The organism is Hydrogenovibrio marinus (assembly GCF_013340845.1).
GTDB classification, from domain to species: Bacteria; Pseudomonadota; Gammaproteobacteria; order Thiomicrospirales; family Thiomicrospiraceae; genus Hydrogenovibrio; species Hydrogenovibrio marinus.
This window is the reverse complement of sequence record NZ_AP020335.1, coordinates 2475131-2491293: the sequence shown is the minus strand read 5'-3', so window position 1 is coordinate 2491293 and position 16163 is coordinate 2475131. Positions and strand designations below refer to the sequence as shown.

Genomic DNA, 16163 nt, shown 5'->3' with positions numbered 1-16163 from the left:
GGCAAGCGTCTCTGTGCATGGGTTAATCTTGTTAAGTAGATTGAGTGCACTTCTTAAACTGCGAAGTGACGAAAATGGATTGCATTCAACTTTGTGCAATCTGTGAATTAACAAAAAATCTGAAATCGAAGTGATGTGCTGAGACATACAATCAATGGTCTTTGTCAATTCAATAAGGAGCCTGTCAGGAGCTCTCTGTTTTATTCTGTTTCTTCTTATTTGCTTGTTTCAATTTTTGAGGAATCACTTGTTAGGCAGTGATAAAAATTCGCTTAAACAGCGCTTGAAACAAGTGTGTCTTGAACACGGAAATTATTATAGCTGTGTATAACTTTAAAAAACAGTCCCTGTCTGTGGATAACTTGTGGAGAAAGCTTGTGGATAACCCTAAAAAATGACTATTTAAGACATTGATAATTAATGTTTTTTTGTTAAATCAAAATTAATCTGAAATTTAATGCCAAAACATTTTTATGGCTAAGATAATTAAAAGTAATCCGAAGATTTTTTTCAGGCGTTTGACCGGCAATTTATGGGTCATGCGAGCCCCTAGTGGGGCGGTGAAAAAACTGGCAATCACGATTCCTAAAAATGCAGGCCAATAAACAAACCCAGTGGAATACGCCGGTAAATTTGAAGCACCCCATCCTGCAATTATGAATCCCAGCGTTCCAGAGACTGCAATTGGAAGGCTGCAAGCTGAAGAAGTGGCGATTGCTTGTTTGATTGGAACATTATGCCAAGACATATAAGGTGTATTGAGTGCACCACCACCAATACCCACTAGCGTTGAAAAGCTGCCAATCAAAGCACCGGCGATGCTTCTGCCAACCGTGCCCGGCATTTCTCTATGCGGGCTGGGTTGGACGTCTAACAGTATTTTGATTGCAATGAGGATTGCTAAAACCGCAAAGATTTTTGCCAGAACGGAGGCGTCTATGAATTGTGATACCCAGCCGCCGAGCAGTCCGCCGATGAAGATTCCCGGCGCCAGGGTTTTGAACAAGTCCCAACGTACCGCATCATGTTTATGGTGTGCCATTACAGAGGCAATGGAGGTGACGAGAATGGTCGCCAGGGAAGTTCCGATGGCGATATGAATCAAGTGATCACTCTGCATGTAAGCAGCAAATACAGTGGTCAGAACCGGCACGAGAATCAATCCGCCACCGATGCCCAATAGCCCAGCAAAAAAACCGACAAAGGCTCCCGTTACAATATAAATCAGAAATTCCATATACTCGTGTTCCGGCCAAATTTGATGCCACTATTTTAAAGTATCGGTAAAGGTTTGAGTTACTAACTCGTGCCTTAAAGCGTAAAATGTCATCATGACTTATATATAGGGAGTCGAAAATGGAATCATTTGATGAACGCTGTTATGAACTGCTCAAGCAAGTCCCTAAAGGTAAGGTCACTACTTATAAAGCCATCGCAGAAGCCCTTGGAACCAAAGCTTATCGGGCTGTCGGTGGGGCAATGAACCGAAACCCTTATGCACCGAAGGTACCGTGCCATCGTGTAGTGAATGTCGATGGCTCATTAGGTGGTTTTGCATTTGGGCAAGCCGAAAAAGTCGCTCGATTGAAAGCCGAAGGGGTTGAGGTAGAACAAGGCAAAATCAAAGCATTCAAAGAGCGTTTGTATGACGCCTTCCAATGAGCTTTTCCAGGAAAAGCTTGGATAAAGCTCAGCGAGAAACGAAATAACTTTTTGATTTCATTGGTAACTTCTATTTTTCAGTCAAAAAGGCAAATAAACCGTAAAGATGGCACAATCGACTATTGTGTTTTGAATTTGCTTCCACTATAATGCGCGATTCTTTCGAAAGAATTAATTGATAGGATTTTGAATCATGAAACGTACATTCCAACCAAGTGTTATCAAACGCGCTCGTACTCATGGTTTCCGTGCTCGCATGGCGACTAAGAACGGCCGTAAAGTTTTGGCGGCTCGTCGTGCAAAAGGACGTAAGCGTTTGACTGTGTAATCATTTTTGAATGATTGAAAAGCGACATAATTCTGATGAGTTAAATACTGATTCGGACGAACCACAAGGTTTAACTCATCAAAATTTTCCCCCTATAGATGATTCGGAAGCCCTTTCCGAGCAAGATCTGCAAAATTTAAATAATCCCGCCCTGTTTGACCTTTCGTTAAATACTTTTCCAAAAGCATTTCGTTTGCTGACGCCGAAAGACTTTCAACATGTCTTTGCCAATGCAGAAAAGTTTGCCAATCGTCATTGGACACTTATCGTTCGCCCTAATCAAAAACCTTATCCCCGCATGGGTTTGGCAATTGCCAAAAAGCAACTGAATAGAGCGGTTTGGCGAAATCGAATAAAAAGATTGGCAAGAGAGCTATTTCGTCAACATAAACAGGCATTAAGCGGGTATGATATTGTGGTTTTGAGTCGTCGCGGCATGCAAGAAATTGATAATGTGACCTTGAACAAAAGTTTTATTCATTTAATCCGCAAAATCAGCAGCAGCGGACTAAAGGATGGCGTGATTCGTCCGGCTCCCAAACGCCGACCTCCTGCCAACGACGGTAGGAAGAAGAATAAACCGAAAGGTTAGTGCTGCACAGAATACCTAATACTAAAATTTAATAAGTCATAGACGCAAGACAAACAGGAAAAAAACTAAAATGAACATGCGATCTTTTTGGTGGTTAGCCTTAGCCTTCACCCTTTTGTGGATCTGGTTGCAATGGACGCAATTCCAACACGCAAAATCACAGCCAGCTGCGATACAGCAAACTCAACAAGCATCCGATAATGGTGTGCCAACCGCAAATCAAATCGCCGCGTCAAACGAAGTGCCTGCTACCAAAGGTGGTGAAGTACCAGCGACTAAAATTGCTTTGGCTTCCGGTCAACGCGTTAAGGTCAAAACCGACGTTTATAACATTACTTTGGATACTGACGGCGGCGACATTCGTGACGTCTATTTGTTGAAGTATGCGGCACAGGATGATCACAGCAAGCCATTCAAGTTAATGAGCGACAAGGGTAACCTGTTCTATATTGCGCAAAATGGTATTGCTTCACAAGCGAACGCCAAACTACCTGCACCGAACCATAAGTCGGTTTATCAAGTTGCAAAAACTGATTACGAGATGACTGGCAAAACACTTACTGTACCGATGGTATGGGAAAAAGACGGTATTAAAGTCACTAAGACCTATACTTTCGAAAAAGGTAGCTACTTGATTAAAGTCGACTATAAGGTCGAGAACCTGTCAGGTGAACCTTGGTCTGGAAGCTTGTATTCACAAATCAAGCGCAGCTCAAATGACCCATACCATAACCGTATGATGTATACCTACACGGGTCCGGTTTTGTATGACGGTAATGCAGAAAATAAATACAACAAACACAAGTTTGAAGATTTGAAAACGCAACCGGTGAATGGTCAAACCGCAACTGGCGGTTGGGGTGCAATGATTCAGCACTATTTCATTTCAGCAGTGATTCCAAATCAAAAAGCGCAAAACAGCTTTTATGCGAAGTCTCTAGGGCATGATGATTATTCTGTTGGTGTTGTCGAGCCAATGGTGCAAATCAAGCCAGGACAGTCTGCTGATTTGAGCACACAGCTTTATGTTGGTCCGATTATCCAAGATAAATTGAAAAGCATTGCACCAGGTTTGGAGCTGACGGTTGATTATGGTGTTTTGACTATTATTGCTAAGCCTATTTTCTGGTTGTTGGAGAAAATCCACAGCGTCGTTGGTAACTGGGGTTGGTCGATCATATTCTTGACGATTTTGATTAAACTTCTGTTCTACAAGCTGTCTGAAACTTCTTATCGTTCTATGGCGCGTTTGAAGAAGTTTCAGCCTAAAATGCAACAGTTGAAAGAAAACTATGGGGATGACAAGGTTATCTTCCAGCAAAAATTGATGGCATTGTACAAAGAAGAAAAGATCAACCCTCTGGGTGGTTGTTTGCCGATTCTGGTTCAGATGCCGGTGTTCATCGCACTTTACTGGGTATTGCTTTACTCGGCGGAAATGCGTCAAGCGCCATGGATGCTATGGATTCAAGACTTGTCAGCAAAAGATCCTTATTACATCCTTCCGGTATTGATGGGTATTTCCATGTGGGTACAACAAAAATTGAACCCATCGGCAATGATGGACGAAATGCAGCAAAAAGTCATGAAACTGCTACCGTTTATCTTTACCGTCTTCTTCATGTTCTTCCCAGCCGGTTTAGTTCTGTACTGGGTAGTCAACAATGTATTGTCGGTTACTCAACAGTGGTATATCACCAAGAAGATTGCGGCAGGCGAAGAGAAGTAAAAGGAATACAAAATGCAATTATCTTATGAAAAATTGGGATTAGACGATCCAATGTACGGCAAAGCCGAATACAAGGTAATGGATGGCATGCAACCTGTATGTTACAAAACGGCAGATGGCTATTTACCGATTGTTACTGCTGGTCAGGCAGCTGCGAATGCTGAAAAAACGGAGTCTGACAAGCCAGCAGGTAAGCCAGAAGTTCAGACACTTTATGTATTGAGCTTCAAGGTAAATGGCGAAGCAGAGGAAATGACCTTCAAGTCAAAGAAAAAGTTGGAAAAGGCTTTGGCTTTGTACAAAGAGAAGTCGTTCATGTCCGATTTTGAAACAACGGAATATCAAATCGTCGCTTAACATTATCGGTTTACCTAAATTAAAATCGCCCGAATTCGGGCGATTTTTGTTTGAGTGAAATATAATTACTTCAACTTCATAACTGAACCCACTATGCATCTATCCAATCAAGACACCATTGCAGCGATTGCTACCGCACCCGGTCGTGGGGGCGTCGGTATTGTGCGCGTGTCTGGCGCAAAGGCGATGGCGATTGCCGAAGCCGTGTTGGGCAAAACGCCCAAACCACGTTATGCGCATTATGGCGATTTTTGGGATGCAAACGGCAAGGCACTAGACCAAGGCATTGCCCTCTTCTTTCCCAACCCAAATTCCTTTACCGGTGAAGATGTGCTGGAACTCCAAGGGCATGGCGGGCCAGTGGTATTGCAATGGTTATTGGAACGCGTGATTGCCTTGGGAGCGCGCTTGGCAGAACCGGGCGAGTTTTCAAAACAGGCATTTTTGAACGATAAGTTGGATTTGGCACAAGCCGAAGCCATTGCCGATTTGATTGACGCATCTTCCCAACAAGCTGCCAAATCGGCATTACGCTCGTTACAAGGCGAGTTTTCCGCACAAGTCACCGACTTGGTAGAACAACTCATTCAGTTGCGTATTTATGTTGAAGCCGCGATTGATTTTCCCGAAGAAGAAATCGACTTTTTATCTGATGGAAAAGTCGCCGGTCAACTGCAACATATCCTTGACCAATTACACCGAGTGTTCCATTCTGCACAGCAGGGCGTATTGCTACGTGAAGGGATGTCGGTGGTGATTCTCGGGCGTCCGAATGCCGGGAAATCGAGTTTATTGAATGCCTTGTCCGGTAAAGAGTCTGCGATTGTCACCGATATCGCTGGCACCACGCGCGACATTGTTCGTGAAGAAATCCAGATAGACGGGATGCCGTTGCATGTTTTGGACACTGCCGGGTTGCGTAAAGCGACCGATCAGGTGGAGCAGATTGGCATCCAACGCGCATGGGCGGCGATAGAAGAAGCCGACCGTATTTTGGTGGTGGTTCAAGCTGGAGAAGATATTGACCCTGAAGATCAGGCGATACTTGATAAACTGCCCAAACGTATTCCGTTGACCCTGATTCGTAATAAGATCGATTTGATTGGCTTGGAACCTAAGTTGCAATCCACCGATGAGCAAGGCGATGCTATGCGTCTGATGGGGCATGAGGAAACCGTCGTTTGGTTGTCTGCCAAGCAAAAGCTCGGAATTAATTTGCTCAAGCAACACCTGAAAACCGTGATGGGCTTTGCCCAAACGGAAGAAGGGGTTTTCATGGCACGTAAACGTCATTTAGAAGCGTTACAGACGGCACTACATTTTGTGGAAACAGGTCAGCAACAGTTGGAAAGCTATGCGGCGGGTGAACTACTGGCCGAAGATTTGCGCCAAGCACAAAACGCCTTGTCTGAAATCACCGGACAATTCACCTCAGATGACTTATTGGGGCGTATCTTTACCTCTTTTTGTATTGGTAAGTGATTTTCCGAAATAGTTGGTTAAACAGGAGGTGCTATGCAACCTGTCATTCTTGAATCAACGATTACCTGTCCTGTCTGCGGTTATGCCAAAGAAGAAATTATGCCGACAGATGCCTGCCAGTGGTACTACGAGTGCGAACATTGCCACACGCTTCTACAACCAAAACCGGGTGATTGCTGTGTTTTCTGTTCTTATGGCTCTCAACCCTGTCCACCGATTCAACGAAAACAAAGTTGTTGTAGCACAAAATAACCTTACCCTATCTTGATTAAAAATCTACCAGGTTGGGGGATTGCCTACCAGTCACTTTTTTGTTATCTGTTTGGTGTAAGCTATCCAAAACAGTGAGTGGGAGTCAGTCATGCCTTTAATCCAGATTACCTTACCTGAAACCGCGTTGGATGAATCCCAGCAGGCGCAGCTTGCACAGCAAGCGACAGATATTCTACTCAGTTTGGAAGGGATGGCGACAAATCCTAAAGCCCGCCGCTTGACTTGGACGTATTTTCAGACACATCCCAAAAACGCTTTTTATATTGGCGGAGAAGGTAATCAACCACACCCTCACTATCGGGTTGATGTCACCGTTTTTGCCAAGACGCTCACTGCGGAAAAGAAAGGAGCCTTAACGCGTCAACTCACCGACGCGGTGTTGGACATTGAAGGTTCTGATCATAATATGCTAAATGCCGCCCGGATCTGGGTAATGATTCACGAAATTGAAGAAGGCAACTGGGGCGGTGCCGGACAAATTTATTCTATGGAGAATCTGAGAAAATTACTCAGTTAATGTCCGCAGGTTAATGCCACAAATAAGAATCCATGGACAAGGCGCCGAACTCAATTCCTCCTTCTAAAACACGAAGGTCATCCGTTTCCTCAACTGCCCCTAATGCAATCACCAAAGGCAAATAGTGATCGTCCGTAGGGTGCGCTTGGGTAAAGTCGCCAATGCGCTCCGCATGATTCACCAAAGTATCGAAATCCCGGTTTTGTAAACGGCGCTTAATGTCTTCCTGAAAACGTAGCACATAAGGCAAAGGATCTGTTTCGCCCCAACGCACGTCACGTAAATTATGCGTCAGGCTACCAGAGCCGATGATGGCATAGCCTTCTTCACGCAAGGGTGCTAACGCTTTACCGACTTGAAACAGTTCAGGGTGCGAAAGGTTGTAGTTAATGGAGACTTGCACAATAGGCATGTCCGCATTTGGAAAAAGATGCATCATCGGTACCCATACGCCGTGATCAAATCCTCTTGAGGGGTTTAGTTGTGCGTTCAGCCCTGCGTTATTCATCAGGTGGGCAACTTTTTCTGCCAGGTTGGGGTTGCCCGGAGCCGGGTATTCAATTTGATAGAGTTCATCAGGAAATCCGCCAAAATCATGAATGGTTTCAGGGAGCGCAGCAGCCATCACTTCTTGTCCACGGGAAATCCAATGAGCGGACAGTAGGATAATACCTTTCACACCGATGAAATCCGGTAAGGCTTCTTTCAGTGTTGCGCCGGCTTGTCCCGGATCAAGTGCGTAGGTTGGTGCACCATGACTGACAAACATCACGGGGGCTTTGGTTGGTGCGTTCATTGCGCGCTCCTTATTTTAGGAATCGAATATAAATCTATCTTAAATAAGTTACCTTGGTTATTGCAATGCTTTGTGCTCGTTTAAGGCTGACTAAAGCGTGACAAGCGCAGGCTATTCAAATTCAATCTGGGGGATATCGGCTTTAAAGTAAGAATACATTTGGTCGGGTAACTCCCAGCCGACTTCGCCATAGGAAGGAACGCGATAGTAGCTGAATGATGCATAATTTGCGTACTTTGCTTTCCACGGTGTGGGAATAAAATTGCCTGAGACTTCTCGGTAGCGATCAGGTGCAAAGGCGGAGATGATTTCGCCTTTAGTATTAAATTCGAATGTCAGAGACACGCTTGTGTCTCCAACCGATAGTGTTGCCAGGGCTTTATGGTCATCAATAGCTTTCCACTCCACGCCTTGGCTGGGAAGTAATGCGGTGGGAAACCAAACTGCTTCCGCTAGATAACGCTGTAATGCGCCTTGATCAAGTTCAGATCGGTCATGGGCATTAATGATGGGAAAGATACCGGCGATATTACCTTTCATTTGCCCATGGTGCTTCAAATAAGCGTCACAGACTTCTATTGAGATTCCCGGCAGCATTTGGATTTTCGCTTTCCAAACAAATCCAGGTAGCGTTGTCGAAAAATATTGTTCCGCAGACATAGGAGACCAGTCTTTTAATTCTGGTTTAGCGCGAAAACCGCCCGCCTGAATCAAATGTACTTTTTGAATGATGGGAGCGTTGTCGGTTAAGGCCAGGTGAAAATACTTCTGTACGATAGGCGGTAGTGCCGCCACTTCAGATAAGTTGACCACACATTGCTCTTTTAAAGGGGCGTTCGTGATCTGTTGGGTTTTTTCTTCTGTGTATTGCAACCACTTGGTTTGGCTGCGCCAAACGAAGAAAACCAAAATCAAAGCAACCAATAAGACGGCAAGAAATGGCTTCATGGTTTTCTCCTTTAGGACAGATAGTGTTTAACTCAGCATCGACCCCAAGCGGCGGCGGAATGCCTGTGCCATTTCCGGTTCATTGGGTTCCAGCATGTTGATTAAGCTGACAATCATTTCTTGTGCAGCACCCTGTTTATAGTCTGGTTCTTCTACCAAAACTTCAAAGAGATTTTCCATGGCTTGAGGATAGTTGTGTTCGGCAACCAGACAAAGTGCCAAGTCAAAGCGAGCATCATGGTCATGCAAATTGTGTGATAAACGTTCCAATAGTGCCGTTTTGCCTTCAGTTTTCGCCGCAAGTTGCTTGAAGGTAATTTGCCCAATCAGGCTGCGGCCGTTATCGGATTCCTTGTCGGCATTTGGCAGCTTATTGAACAGCGCGACAGCTTGGTCCAAAAAGTCGACGTCCAGCATGACCTGAATCATATCCATGGCGACTAGCGTATTACCCGGATCTTTCTGAATCGCTTCGGTCAACAATTGAATCGCGGCCGCCGTATCGCCTGCGATATGCTTTTCACGTGCTTGGGCACGCATATCATCGGATTCTTTGTAGACGCCATATTCTCTCAACAACGCCACCAGTTCGGCTTCTTCCATCAATCCCACTTCCGTTCTGGAGAGTAGGCCGCCATTGAAAATCAATAGTGATGGAACATTGTTCACATCAAAGCGTTTTGACATATCCGGATACATGCTGACATCCAGTGTGGCGAAAATAAATTGTCCGCTATAGGTCTTTGCCAATGAAGCGAGTACCCGTTCCATCGCGATACAAGTACCGATACTTGGATCCATAAACTCGACGAAAACCGGCAGTCTGTGTGAGTTCTCTAAAATGAGTTGGTCGAAGTTGTTTTCCGACACTTCAAAAATGTAAGCGTTATGTTGGCTCATCGTTATCACCCCGAAAATTTAAGATGAGAACATTATATCGTTGACTGGAAATCAGTTGGATAAGGGTTTGTTATGGTTATCATAACCCCTTCGCATGACCTGCTTCAGGTAGCAGCGACGGGACGTTTTTTGAGTCTAGGTGCGAATATCAGCATGAGTAAAGCAGCGATAATGCCCTCAATCATAATGGTATGTTGTGCGCCGATACCTTGCGAAATCGCTCCGACCACAAGAGCGCCTATGGGCTGCATCCCAAAAAATGCCATGGCGAAATAACTGATAACCCGCCCTCGCATTTCGATGGATGAAGTCGTCTGTAATAATGTGTTGGTGAGGGTCGTTAAAATCATAATGCCAAAACCGCTTATTGTGGCAAATATGAAGGCAATAGTCAGATTAGACGTTAAAGAAAAGGCAATTAACCCGAAACTAATCACTGCCATGCCCAATACTAAAATGGCTTGGCGGTTGGCTACTGCACTTAGAGAAGCCAAAAAAAGTGTACCAATCAACGATCCCATGCCGACAAAGCTCAATAAATAACCGAAGGTTGCTGCTGTGCCAGCAAAAGTTTCTTTTGCAACGACAGGCAAGAGTGACAGAGCGGGCAGTACAAAAAAACTCATTAAGGCGAGCAATAGAATCAAGTTGGCGAGCAAAGGGTTTGCTCGAACATAACTAAACCCTTCTCCAAGACTCTCCAGCATTTTTTGTGTTTTTAATTGAGGAATGGCAGGAGGCAATTTCATTAACATCAATGATGCCAAGACAGCAATGAAACTTAACGCATTGATTAAAAAACAGATGCCCGCACCAACGCTGTCCAACAAAATACCCGCGACTGCCGGGCCAGCCAGCCTAGCCAAATTAACCATCGAAGAGTTCAGTGCAATCGCGTTCCCCAAATCATCCGGATTGTCTACCATGAACTGTACCAGTGATTGGCGAGCGGGTATGTCAAAAGCATTGATGACACCTAACACTAATCCCAACAGCAGAATTTCTGAGATGGTGTAGTCGGTGAAAAGTACAACAAAAGTCATTACGGAAGCTTGTAGCATGGAAGCTATTTGGGTGACCAGCAACACCTGATAACGGTTGTATTTATCAGCGACTGCTCCCCCAAACAGCCCAAACAAAAAAGATGGGAACTGAGTGACGAAAACGGCAAAACCCACCATAAATGCGGAATGTGTTTCGATGTACACAAGCCAGTAAACTGCCGTTCTCTGAATCCAGGTTCCCATCAAAGAAATGGATTGTCCACCAAAAAACAAACGATAGTTTCGACTTTTGAAGGCGCGAAAAGTGGCGATTTCCATGTAATAACACCCAGTTATTGAGCTGGCAATTTGCCAATTATCTCTTGAGTCATACCGACTTCGCCAATACGAGGAAAGATGCGTGTTACCGTATGTTGGTGTGCTTCCAGTGTGAAGTCAGACATGGCATCTATCGCAAAACTCAGGTTATAGCCAAGTACACTGGCGTCGCGGGCAGTGCCTTCCACGCCAATGCTAGTAGCAACGCCGCCAAGAACAATATTGGTCACTTTCCGTTGTTGCAACACTTCATGTAACTCTGTGTTGAAAAATGCACTCCAAGAATGTTTGGTGATGAAAATATCGTTTTCCAAAGTTTCGATGTCATCGACGATTTTCAGATAGTCTTCATTGGGTGGTTGGGTACCACTTAGCGGGCTGTCTTTGCGAGTTTTTGTCCAGGACTGTCCATAGCTGTTGACGTTAACAATGACTATTGGCAGTTCGTTTTTGCGAAAAGCGCTAATCAATGCGCTAGCCTTTTCCAGCGCCTCGGCGACACTGCTCATGCCCGGTTGAGGGGGCGTCTTGGACGCCATTTGTAAGATGCCCTGTTGTAAATCAATCAGCACCAGAGCGCTGTGTTTATCAAGTTCAGTAATCATGGTCAGCTCCCTTAAAGGCGGAGGTGAAATTACTTCTGATAGGTGCGCGTCAGTTGAATGATGACTGGTGACAATACCAAGAGCGCGATCAGATTCGGAACCGCCATTAAAGCATTTAACACATCTGCCAAAATTAAGACTGTATTGAAGTAATCGGAAAGCGCTGCGCCAGCAAATACTGCCAACACCCAAAGCACTCGATAGTATTTCAGTGGATTGACGCCAAGGATATACTCGGCACAACGCTCGCCATAGTAACTCCAGCCAATCAGCGTGGTGAAAGCGAACAACGCCAAACTGACAGCCACGACGATTGCACCAAAATCCGAGCCCAATCCTTTGGTGAAGGCAAGTGAGGTTAATGCCGAGCCGGTTTCACCGCTCTGCCAAGTGTGCGTCACCATAATCACCAATGCGGTCATGGTACAGATAACGATGGTGTCGATAAAGGTTCCCAACATTGCGATGTGTCCTTGGCGTACTGGACTTTTGGTTTGTGATGCTGCGTGGGCGATAGGCGCGGTTCCCAACCCGGCTTCGTTGGAGAAAACCCCACGAGCCACACCAAATTGAATCGCAAGGATAATGCTTGCCCCGGAAAAACCACCGGCCGCTGCGCTGCCGGTAAAGGCATTGCTGACAATGGTTGAGAAGGCGTTAGGTAATTGATCTGCATGAACAAACAAAATAAACAATGCAAAGCCTATGTAAAGCACCGCCATCAATGGCACCAAAGCGGTTGCGGTATGAGCGATACGTTGAATGCCACCAAAAAGCACTAGGCCAACCAAGCCCATTAAAATCAAACCGGTAATTTGGTTATTGAGGTTGAAAGCACTTTCCATGGCACCGGCCACGGCATTGGCTTGTACCATGTTGCCGATACCGAAAGCGGCGATGGTTCCAAAGGCAGCGAAGGCGAATGCCAGCGATTTCCATTTTTCGCCCATGCCGTTTTTGATGTAGTACATCGGCCCACCGACATGGCGACCATCTTCGTCTATTTCTCGATAATTCACCGCCAACACGGCTTCACTGTATTTGGTCGCCATACCCACCAACGCAGTCATCCACATCCAGAAAATCGCGCCCGGTCCGCCGATGAACAGTGCGGCGGCTACACCGGCGATATTTCCTGTTCCAACGGTGGAAGACAAAGCCATCATCAAAGCGCTTGAAGGCGGAACATCACCATCTTCAGTGGACTTTCGCCCCTGCCATACCAGTTTGAAGGCGTAGAAAAGATTGCGCATCGGCAGGAATTTCAAACGAATGGTGAGGTAAATCCCCGTTCCTAGCAATAAAACTAGCATGACGGGTCCCCATACCCAGCTGCTTAATGTGGATAACAGGTGATTGATGGCGTCCATAGTTGCTCCGGCTGACAGGTGTGTTCAAGGTCTATAAAAGTATTTACAAAATACCTTGTCACTGAGGGTTTGTCTAGCAACCATGCGCAAAACGCGCTTTAGAAGGGAAAATGAGATGAAAATCTGCCAGGTTGGGTTGGTTTATAAGCCCACCCGGCAGAGAAGAAGTTTAGCGGTAAGTCACCAACTCGCTTAGTGGTAAACGATATTTTGGACGTTTGACGTCATTTGGTGTGCCTAGCGCCATGATGACGTGAAGGGTTTCTTTTTCTGGATCCAGTCCAAGTACTTTCATAACACCGCCAATGTCGAACCCTTCAATCGGACAGGAACCGATGCCAAACATTTGCGCTGCGGTCATCATGTTACCCAAGGCGATATACGCCTGTTTCCCTGCCCAGAATGGCATGGTTTGGTCATTTAGACGCTCAAGGTAATAGCTGTAGAATTGCATCAATCCTGCAAAGTTTTCGTCCGGTAGTCCCCAGCGTTTGAACTGGCGCAATACATATTCCGAATCCGGCAGCATGTCATTGCGGCTGATGAAAATAACCAAATCACTACAACTGTCTATTTGCGCTTGGTCGGCACAAGCTGGTTTAAGTGCTTCTTTTAAGGCTTGGTCGCGAACGACGATAAAACGGGTAAACTCAAGGCCGAAAGAAGTAGGAGAGTATTGTCCGGCTTCAAGAATTTTAGACAGGGTGTCTTCATCAATCTTTTTGGTCGGGTCAAAAGATTTGACCGCATAACGTTCATGGATGGCTTGCATGAATGCCGTTTGTTCTGGCGTCATTGACATAGTTGTATCCTTTCAATTTGTTGAAAATCCTAAAACTGGTGTCATACTAACATTAATGAAACAAAAGAATAAGAATGCACTTTTTTGTACTATACTTACCAAAAAGTAACTATAAAATAAATCCTAAAACGGGTCGGTCATTATGTCGGTATGTGAGTCTTGCGGTATTCGCGTCAACAATCAGGTTTATAACTGCGCCTTCCAAGTGGCGATAGATGTGTTGGATGGTAAATGGAAAGGTCTTATCTTGTGGTATTTGCAGTTTGGTACCAAGCGCAATAGTGAGTTGCGCCGTTTGATTCCCAGCATTACCCAGAAGATGTTGACGCAAAAACTCCGCGAGTTGGAGGATGAAGGCATTGTTTATCGAACCGTTTACCCGGTGGTGCCGCCTAAGGTGGAATATAGCTTGACCGAGCAAGGTGAAAAACTCATTCCAATCCTCAAGTCACTCTATGAATGGGGTGAAGACTATATTGTCGAAAGGCAAGCAGAAGACAAAGCGCAAACCGCTTAAACCACTGAAAGACACTATAAAAATCTACCAGGTTGGGGGTGTTAGTCCAGCTTTTCCGGGTCTATATCCGGTAAATGCGCCGCGACTTCCAAATAAGTTTGGTAGGTTGTCAGAGCTTCAACCACCTGAGGCAGAGGATCTGCATAGATTTCCGGTAAATCCATTTCGCCTGCTATCTTGATTGGAAACGCCAGTTGTTCATCCGGCGGGCAAAACTGTGCATTCACCCCCGGTTTATTGCCCCGCGCATCTATACGATACCAGCCGAAATCTTCCAGAAAAACCGCATTCAAGCCATGCAGGCAAAACGGTGGCGTTTCGTCATTGATGGGGAGTCTTTGATAGCAAAGTCCTGCCGGAATGCCATTGGCTCTGAGCAGTGCCGCCAGCAAATGACTCTTGGCATAGCAATAACCGGTGCCATATTTCAATACATCCGAAGCCTTGCAGGTGACTGGGTTGCGCTTGAAGTCCACACTATGCGCGATTTCATCCCGTACGAATTCAAAACAGGCTTTGGCAACTGCGGTGTCATCTTTCAAATGGCTTGCCAGTTGTTTCGCTTTCGCCAAAACGTCCGGGTGTTCCCAATCAATGATGTCGGTAGAGAGTAAATAGGCTTTCATGGTATATCTCGTATCTTTCGGGTTGGTTTTATCCAAAAGGGTTTGAATGTAGTTAAGTTATAATGCCCTCAATCAAAAATAAAGACAAGAATCATGATTTTAGAGCAGATAGAAGTAATTGATTTATCCCATGATGGACGTGGTATCGGTCGTGTTGAAGGTAAAACCGTTTTTATCGAGGGCGCGATTCCCGGTGATAAAGTGACGGCGAGAATCACTCAGTTACAAAAAACCTATGACGAAGCCGTGTTGGTGGAAGTACTGTCTCCGTCCGAACATCGTATTGAACCTTTTTGTTCGGTCTATGGCGAGTGCGGCGGTTGTCAGTTGCAGCATGCTGATATCAATGCCCAGCGCGAATGGAAAGCCAAGCATTTTCTGACGGCGCTCACCAAAGCGGTTGATGCCAAAAAATGCAAAATCGTCGAGCCTTTGGTGGGTGACGATCAAGCCTATCGTCGTCGCGCACGTTTTGTTTTCGGCAAGCACAAAGCAGATAAGATCGCTAAATTCGGTTTTCGTGCCAAAGCCTCCAGTGAGATGGTGGATATTGAATCCTGCCCGCTGCTCACTGCGGAAATGAACCAAGCGTTACACGTGAAACGTGAGCAATGTTTACCGCTAGCCAGCCGCGCATTGAAAGAAGTCACCTTGGTCGAATCAGTATTGCCCGGTGAACCACCGCAAATGATTTGGTCGGATGATGATTCCGTTTCAGCAGCGCACTATGCATTGAACGACCTGGTGTTTGATTTTCCAAAAGATGGTTTCATTCAGGTCAATGCCGAAATCAACCAGAAGATGGTGGCACAGGCAATGGATTGGCTCGAGTTGGAAGCAAGTAATGCCGTACTGGATTTGTTCTGCGGTGTGGGTAACTTCACGTTGCCGATTGCGCAAAAAGTATCCAAAGTCATCGGTGTGGAAGGCGACCCCAACCTGGTAGATTTTGCACAAAAGAACGCTGAGAAAAACGGCTTGTCGCAAGCGACTTTCTACAAAGCCGATTTGTTCGAGTCAGCCAAAGATTTTCATTGGTTCCACCATCAGAAGTATGACCGAGTCTTGTTGGATCCAGGCCGTCAGGGCGCCATGTCTATTTGTCAGCAAATGGGTAAGCTCAATGCACAAATTATCGTCTATGTTTCCTGTAATGCTTCGACTTTGATTCGAGATGTGCAGCTATTGGAAAAGCAAGGCTACCAATTGCGCAAAGCCGGATTTATGGATATGTTCCCGCACACATCGCATGCAGAAGTCATGGTGCAGTTGGTGAAAACCAAAAAAACTGCTAAGAAAAAATTGCCAGGTGTTTTTAGAATTTAGTAGTAAAGAGC

Annotated in this window: 19 protein-coding genes; 10 read left to right on the top strand and 9 right to left on the bottom strand. The window is 45.5% G+C overall.

The genetic code is table 11. The features are described 5' to 3' along the window. Positions 1 to 454: 454 nt before the first annotated feature. A complete protein-coding gene (locus HVMH_RS11780) occupies positions 455 to 1237 on the bottom strand; it encodes a sulfite exporter TauE/SafE family protein (protein WP_029911516.1) in 783 nt (260 codons plus the stop codon). Positions 1238 to 1356: 119 nt separating this feature from the next. Here HVMH_RS11780 and HVMH_RS11775 point away from each other — a divergent pair, with 119 nt between their 5' ends. The 8 genes from HVMH_RS11775 (at position 1357) to HVMH_RS11740 (ending at position 6940) form a co-directional block, all read left to right on the top strand. Next, on the top strand, positions 1357 to 1662 hold the full coding sequence (locus tag HVMH_RS11775) for an MGMT family protein (RefSeq protein WP_029911519.1): 306 nt from the start codon (positions 1357 to 1359) through the stop codon (positions 1660 to 1662). 193 nt (positions 1663 to 1855) lie between these two features. Next, entirely contained in the window at positions 1856 to 1990 is a 135-nt protein-coding gene (rpmH, locus tag HVMH_RS11770; protein WP_024852172.1) for a 50S ribosomal protein L34, read from the top strand. Positions 1991 to 2000: 10 nt separating this feature from the next. Continuing rightward, a complete protein-coding gene (gene rnpA, locus HVMH_RS11765) occupies positions 2001 to 2582 on the top strand; it encodes a ribonuclease P protein component (protein WP_081822738.1) in 582 nt (193 codons plus the stop codon). Positions 2583 to 2652: 70 nt separating this feature from the next. Continuing rightward, positions 2653 to 4311, top strand: coding sequence for a membrane protein insertase YidC (yidC, locus tag HVMH_RS11760; RefSeq protein WP_029911531.1), 1659 nt, complete (start codon positions 2653 to 2655; stop codon positions 4309 to 4311). Between the two features lie 12 nt (positions 4312 to 4323). After that, positions 4324 to 4668 carry a hypothetical protein gene (locus HVMH_RS11755; RefSeq protein WP_029911534.1) on the top strand — a complete coding sequence of 115 codons (345 nt, stop codon included), beginning with the start codon at positions 4324 to 4326 and terminating at the stop codon, positions 4666 to 4668. A gap of 93 nt (positions 4669 to 4761) precedes the next feature. Next, entirely contained in the window at positions 4762 to 6150 is a 1389-nt protein-coding gene (mnmE, locus tag HVMH_RS11750) for a tRNA uridine-5-carboxymethylaminomethyl(34) synthesis GTPase MnmE (protein ID WP_029911538.1), read from the top strand. A gap of 33 nt (positions 6151 to 6183) precedes the next feature. Next, complete coding sequence (locus tag HVMH_RS11745) at positions 6184 to 6402, top strand: GDCCVxC domain-containing (seleno)protein (RefSeq protein ID WP_081822739.1); 219 nt, start codon at positions 6184 to 6186, stop codon at positions 6400 to 6402. A gap of 109 nt (positions 6403 to 6511) precedes the next feature. Next, positions 6512 to 6940 carry a tautomerase family protein gene (locus HVMH_RS11740; protein ID WP_051623072.1) on the top strand — a complete coding sequence of 143 codons (429 nt, stop codon included), beginning with the start codon at positions 6512 to 6514 and terminating at the stop codon, positions 6938 to 6940. A gap of 10 nt (positions 6941 to 6950) precedes the next feature. Here HVMH_RS11740 and HVMH_RS11735 read toward each other — a convergent pair whose 3' ends face one another. From HVMH_RS11735 to HVMH_RS11705, 7 genes are all read right to left on the bottom strand, one after another. Further along, positions 6951 to 7736 (bottom strand): DODA-type extradiol aromatic ring-opening family dioxygenase, encoded by a 786-nt coding sequence (locus tag HVMH_RS11735; RefSeq protein ID WP_035629004.1) that lies wholly within the window; start codon positions 7734 to 7736, stop codon positions 6951 to 6953. Between the two features lie 111 nt (positions 7737 to 7847). Further along, positions 7848 to 8684, bottom strand: coding sequence for a DUF6920 family protein (locus tag HVMH_RS11730; protein ID WP_051623073.1), 837 nt, complete (start codon positions 8682 to 8684; stop codon positions 7848 to 7850). A 27-nt stretch (positions 8685 to 8711) separates the two neighbouring features. Then, complete coding sequence (locus HVMH_RS11725) at positions 8712 to 9584, bottom strand: tetratricopeptide repeat protein (RefSeq protein ID WP_029911554.1); 873 nt, start codon at positions 9582 to 9584, stop codon at positions 8712 to 8714. A gap of 104 nt (positions 9585 to 9688) precedes the next feature. Further along, complete coding sequence (locus HVMH_RS11720) at positions 9689 to 10906, bottom strand: MFS transporter (RefSeq protein WP_029911556.1); 1218 nt, start codon at positions 10904 to 10906, stop codon at positions 9689 to 9691. 14 nt (positions 10907 to 10920) lie between these two features. Then, positions 10921 to 11511: an isochorismatase family protein gene (locus tag HVMH_RS11715; protein ID WP_029911559.1), complete on the bottom strand. Its 591-nt coding sequence runs from the start codon at positions 11509 to 11511 to the stop codon at positions 10921 to 10923. A 29-nt stretch (positions 11512 to 11540) separates the two neighbouring features. Further along, positions 11541 to 12824 (bottom strand): alanine/glycine:cation symporter family protein, encoded by a 1284-nt coding sequence (locus HVMH_RS11710; RefSeq protein ID WP_269473353.1) that lies wholly within the window; start codon positions 12822 to 12824, stop codon positions 11541 to 11543. 226 nt (positions 12825 to 13050) lie between these two features. Then, positions 13051 to 13683 carry an NAD(P)H-dependent oxidoreductase gene (locus tag HVMH_RS11705; RefSeq protein ID WP_051623074.1) on the bottom strand — a complete coding sequence of 211 codons (633 nt, stop codon included), beginning with the start codon at positions 13681 to 13683 and terminating at the stop codon, positions 13051 to 13053. Positions 13684 to 13825: 142 nt separating this feature from the next. Between HVMH_RS11705 and HVMH_RS11700 the strand changes: the two genes are divergently transcribed. After that, positions 13826 to 14200: a winged helix-turn-helix transcriptional regulator gene (locus HVMH_RS11700; protein WP_029911568.1), complete on the top strand. Its 375-nt coding sequence runs from the start codon at positions 13826 to 13828 to the stop codon at positions 14198 to 14200. A 41-nt stretch (positions 14201 to 14241) separates the two neighbouring features. Here HVMH_RS11700 and HVMH_RS11695 read toward each other — a convergent pair whose 3' ends face one another. After that, the gene (locus tag HVMH_RS11695; RefSeq protein ID WP_029911573.1) at positions 14242 to 14826 is read right to left on the bottom strand and encodes a transglutaminase-like domain-containing protein; all 585 of its coding nucleotides are present in this window, start codon (positions 14824 to 14826) and stop codon (positions 14242 to 14244) included. A 93-nt stretch (positions 14827 to 14919) separates the two neighbouring features. Here HVMH_RS11695 and rlmD point away from each other — a divergent pair, with 93 nt between their 5' ends. After that, positions 14920 to 16152 carry a 23S rRNA (uracil(1939)-C(5))-methyltransferase RlmD gene (rlmD, locus tag HVMH_RS11690; protein WP_029911576.1) on the top strand — a complete coding sequence of 411 codons (1233 nt, stop codon included), beginning with the start codon at positions 14920 to 14922 and terminating at the stop codon, positions 16150 to 16152. Positions 16153 to 16163 lie beyond the last annotated feature (11 nt).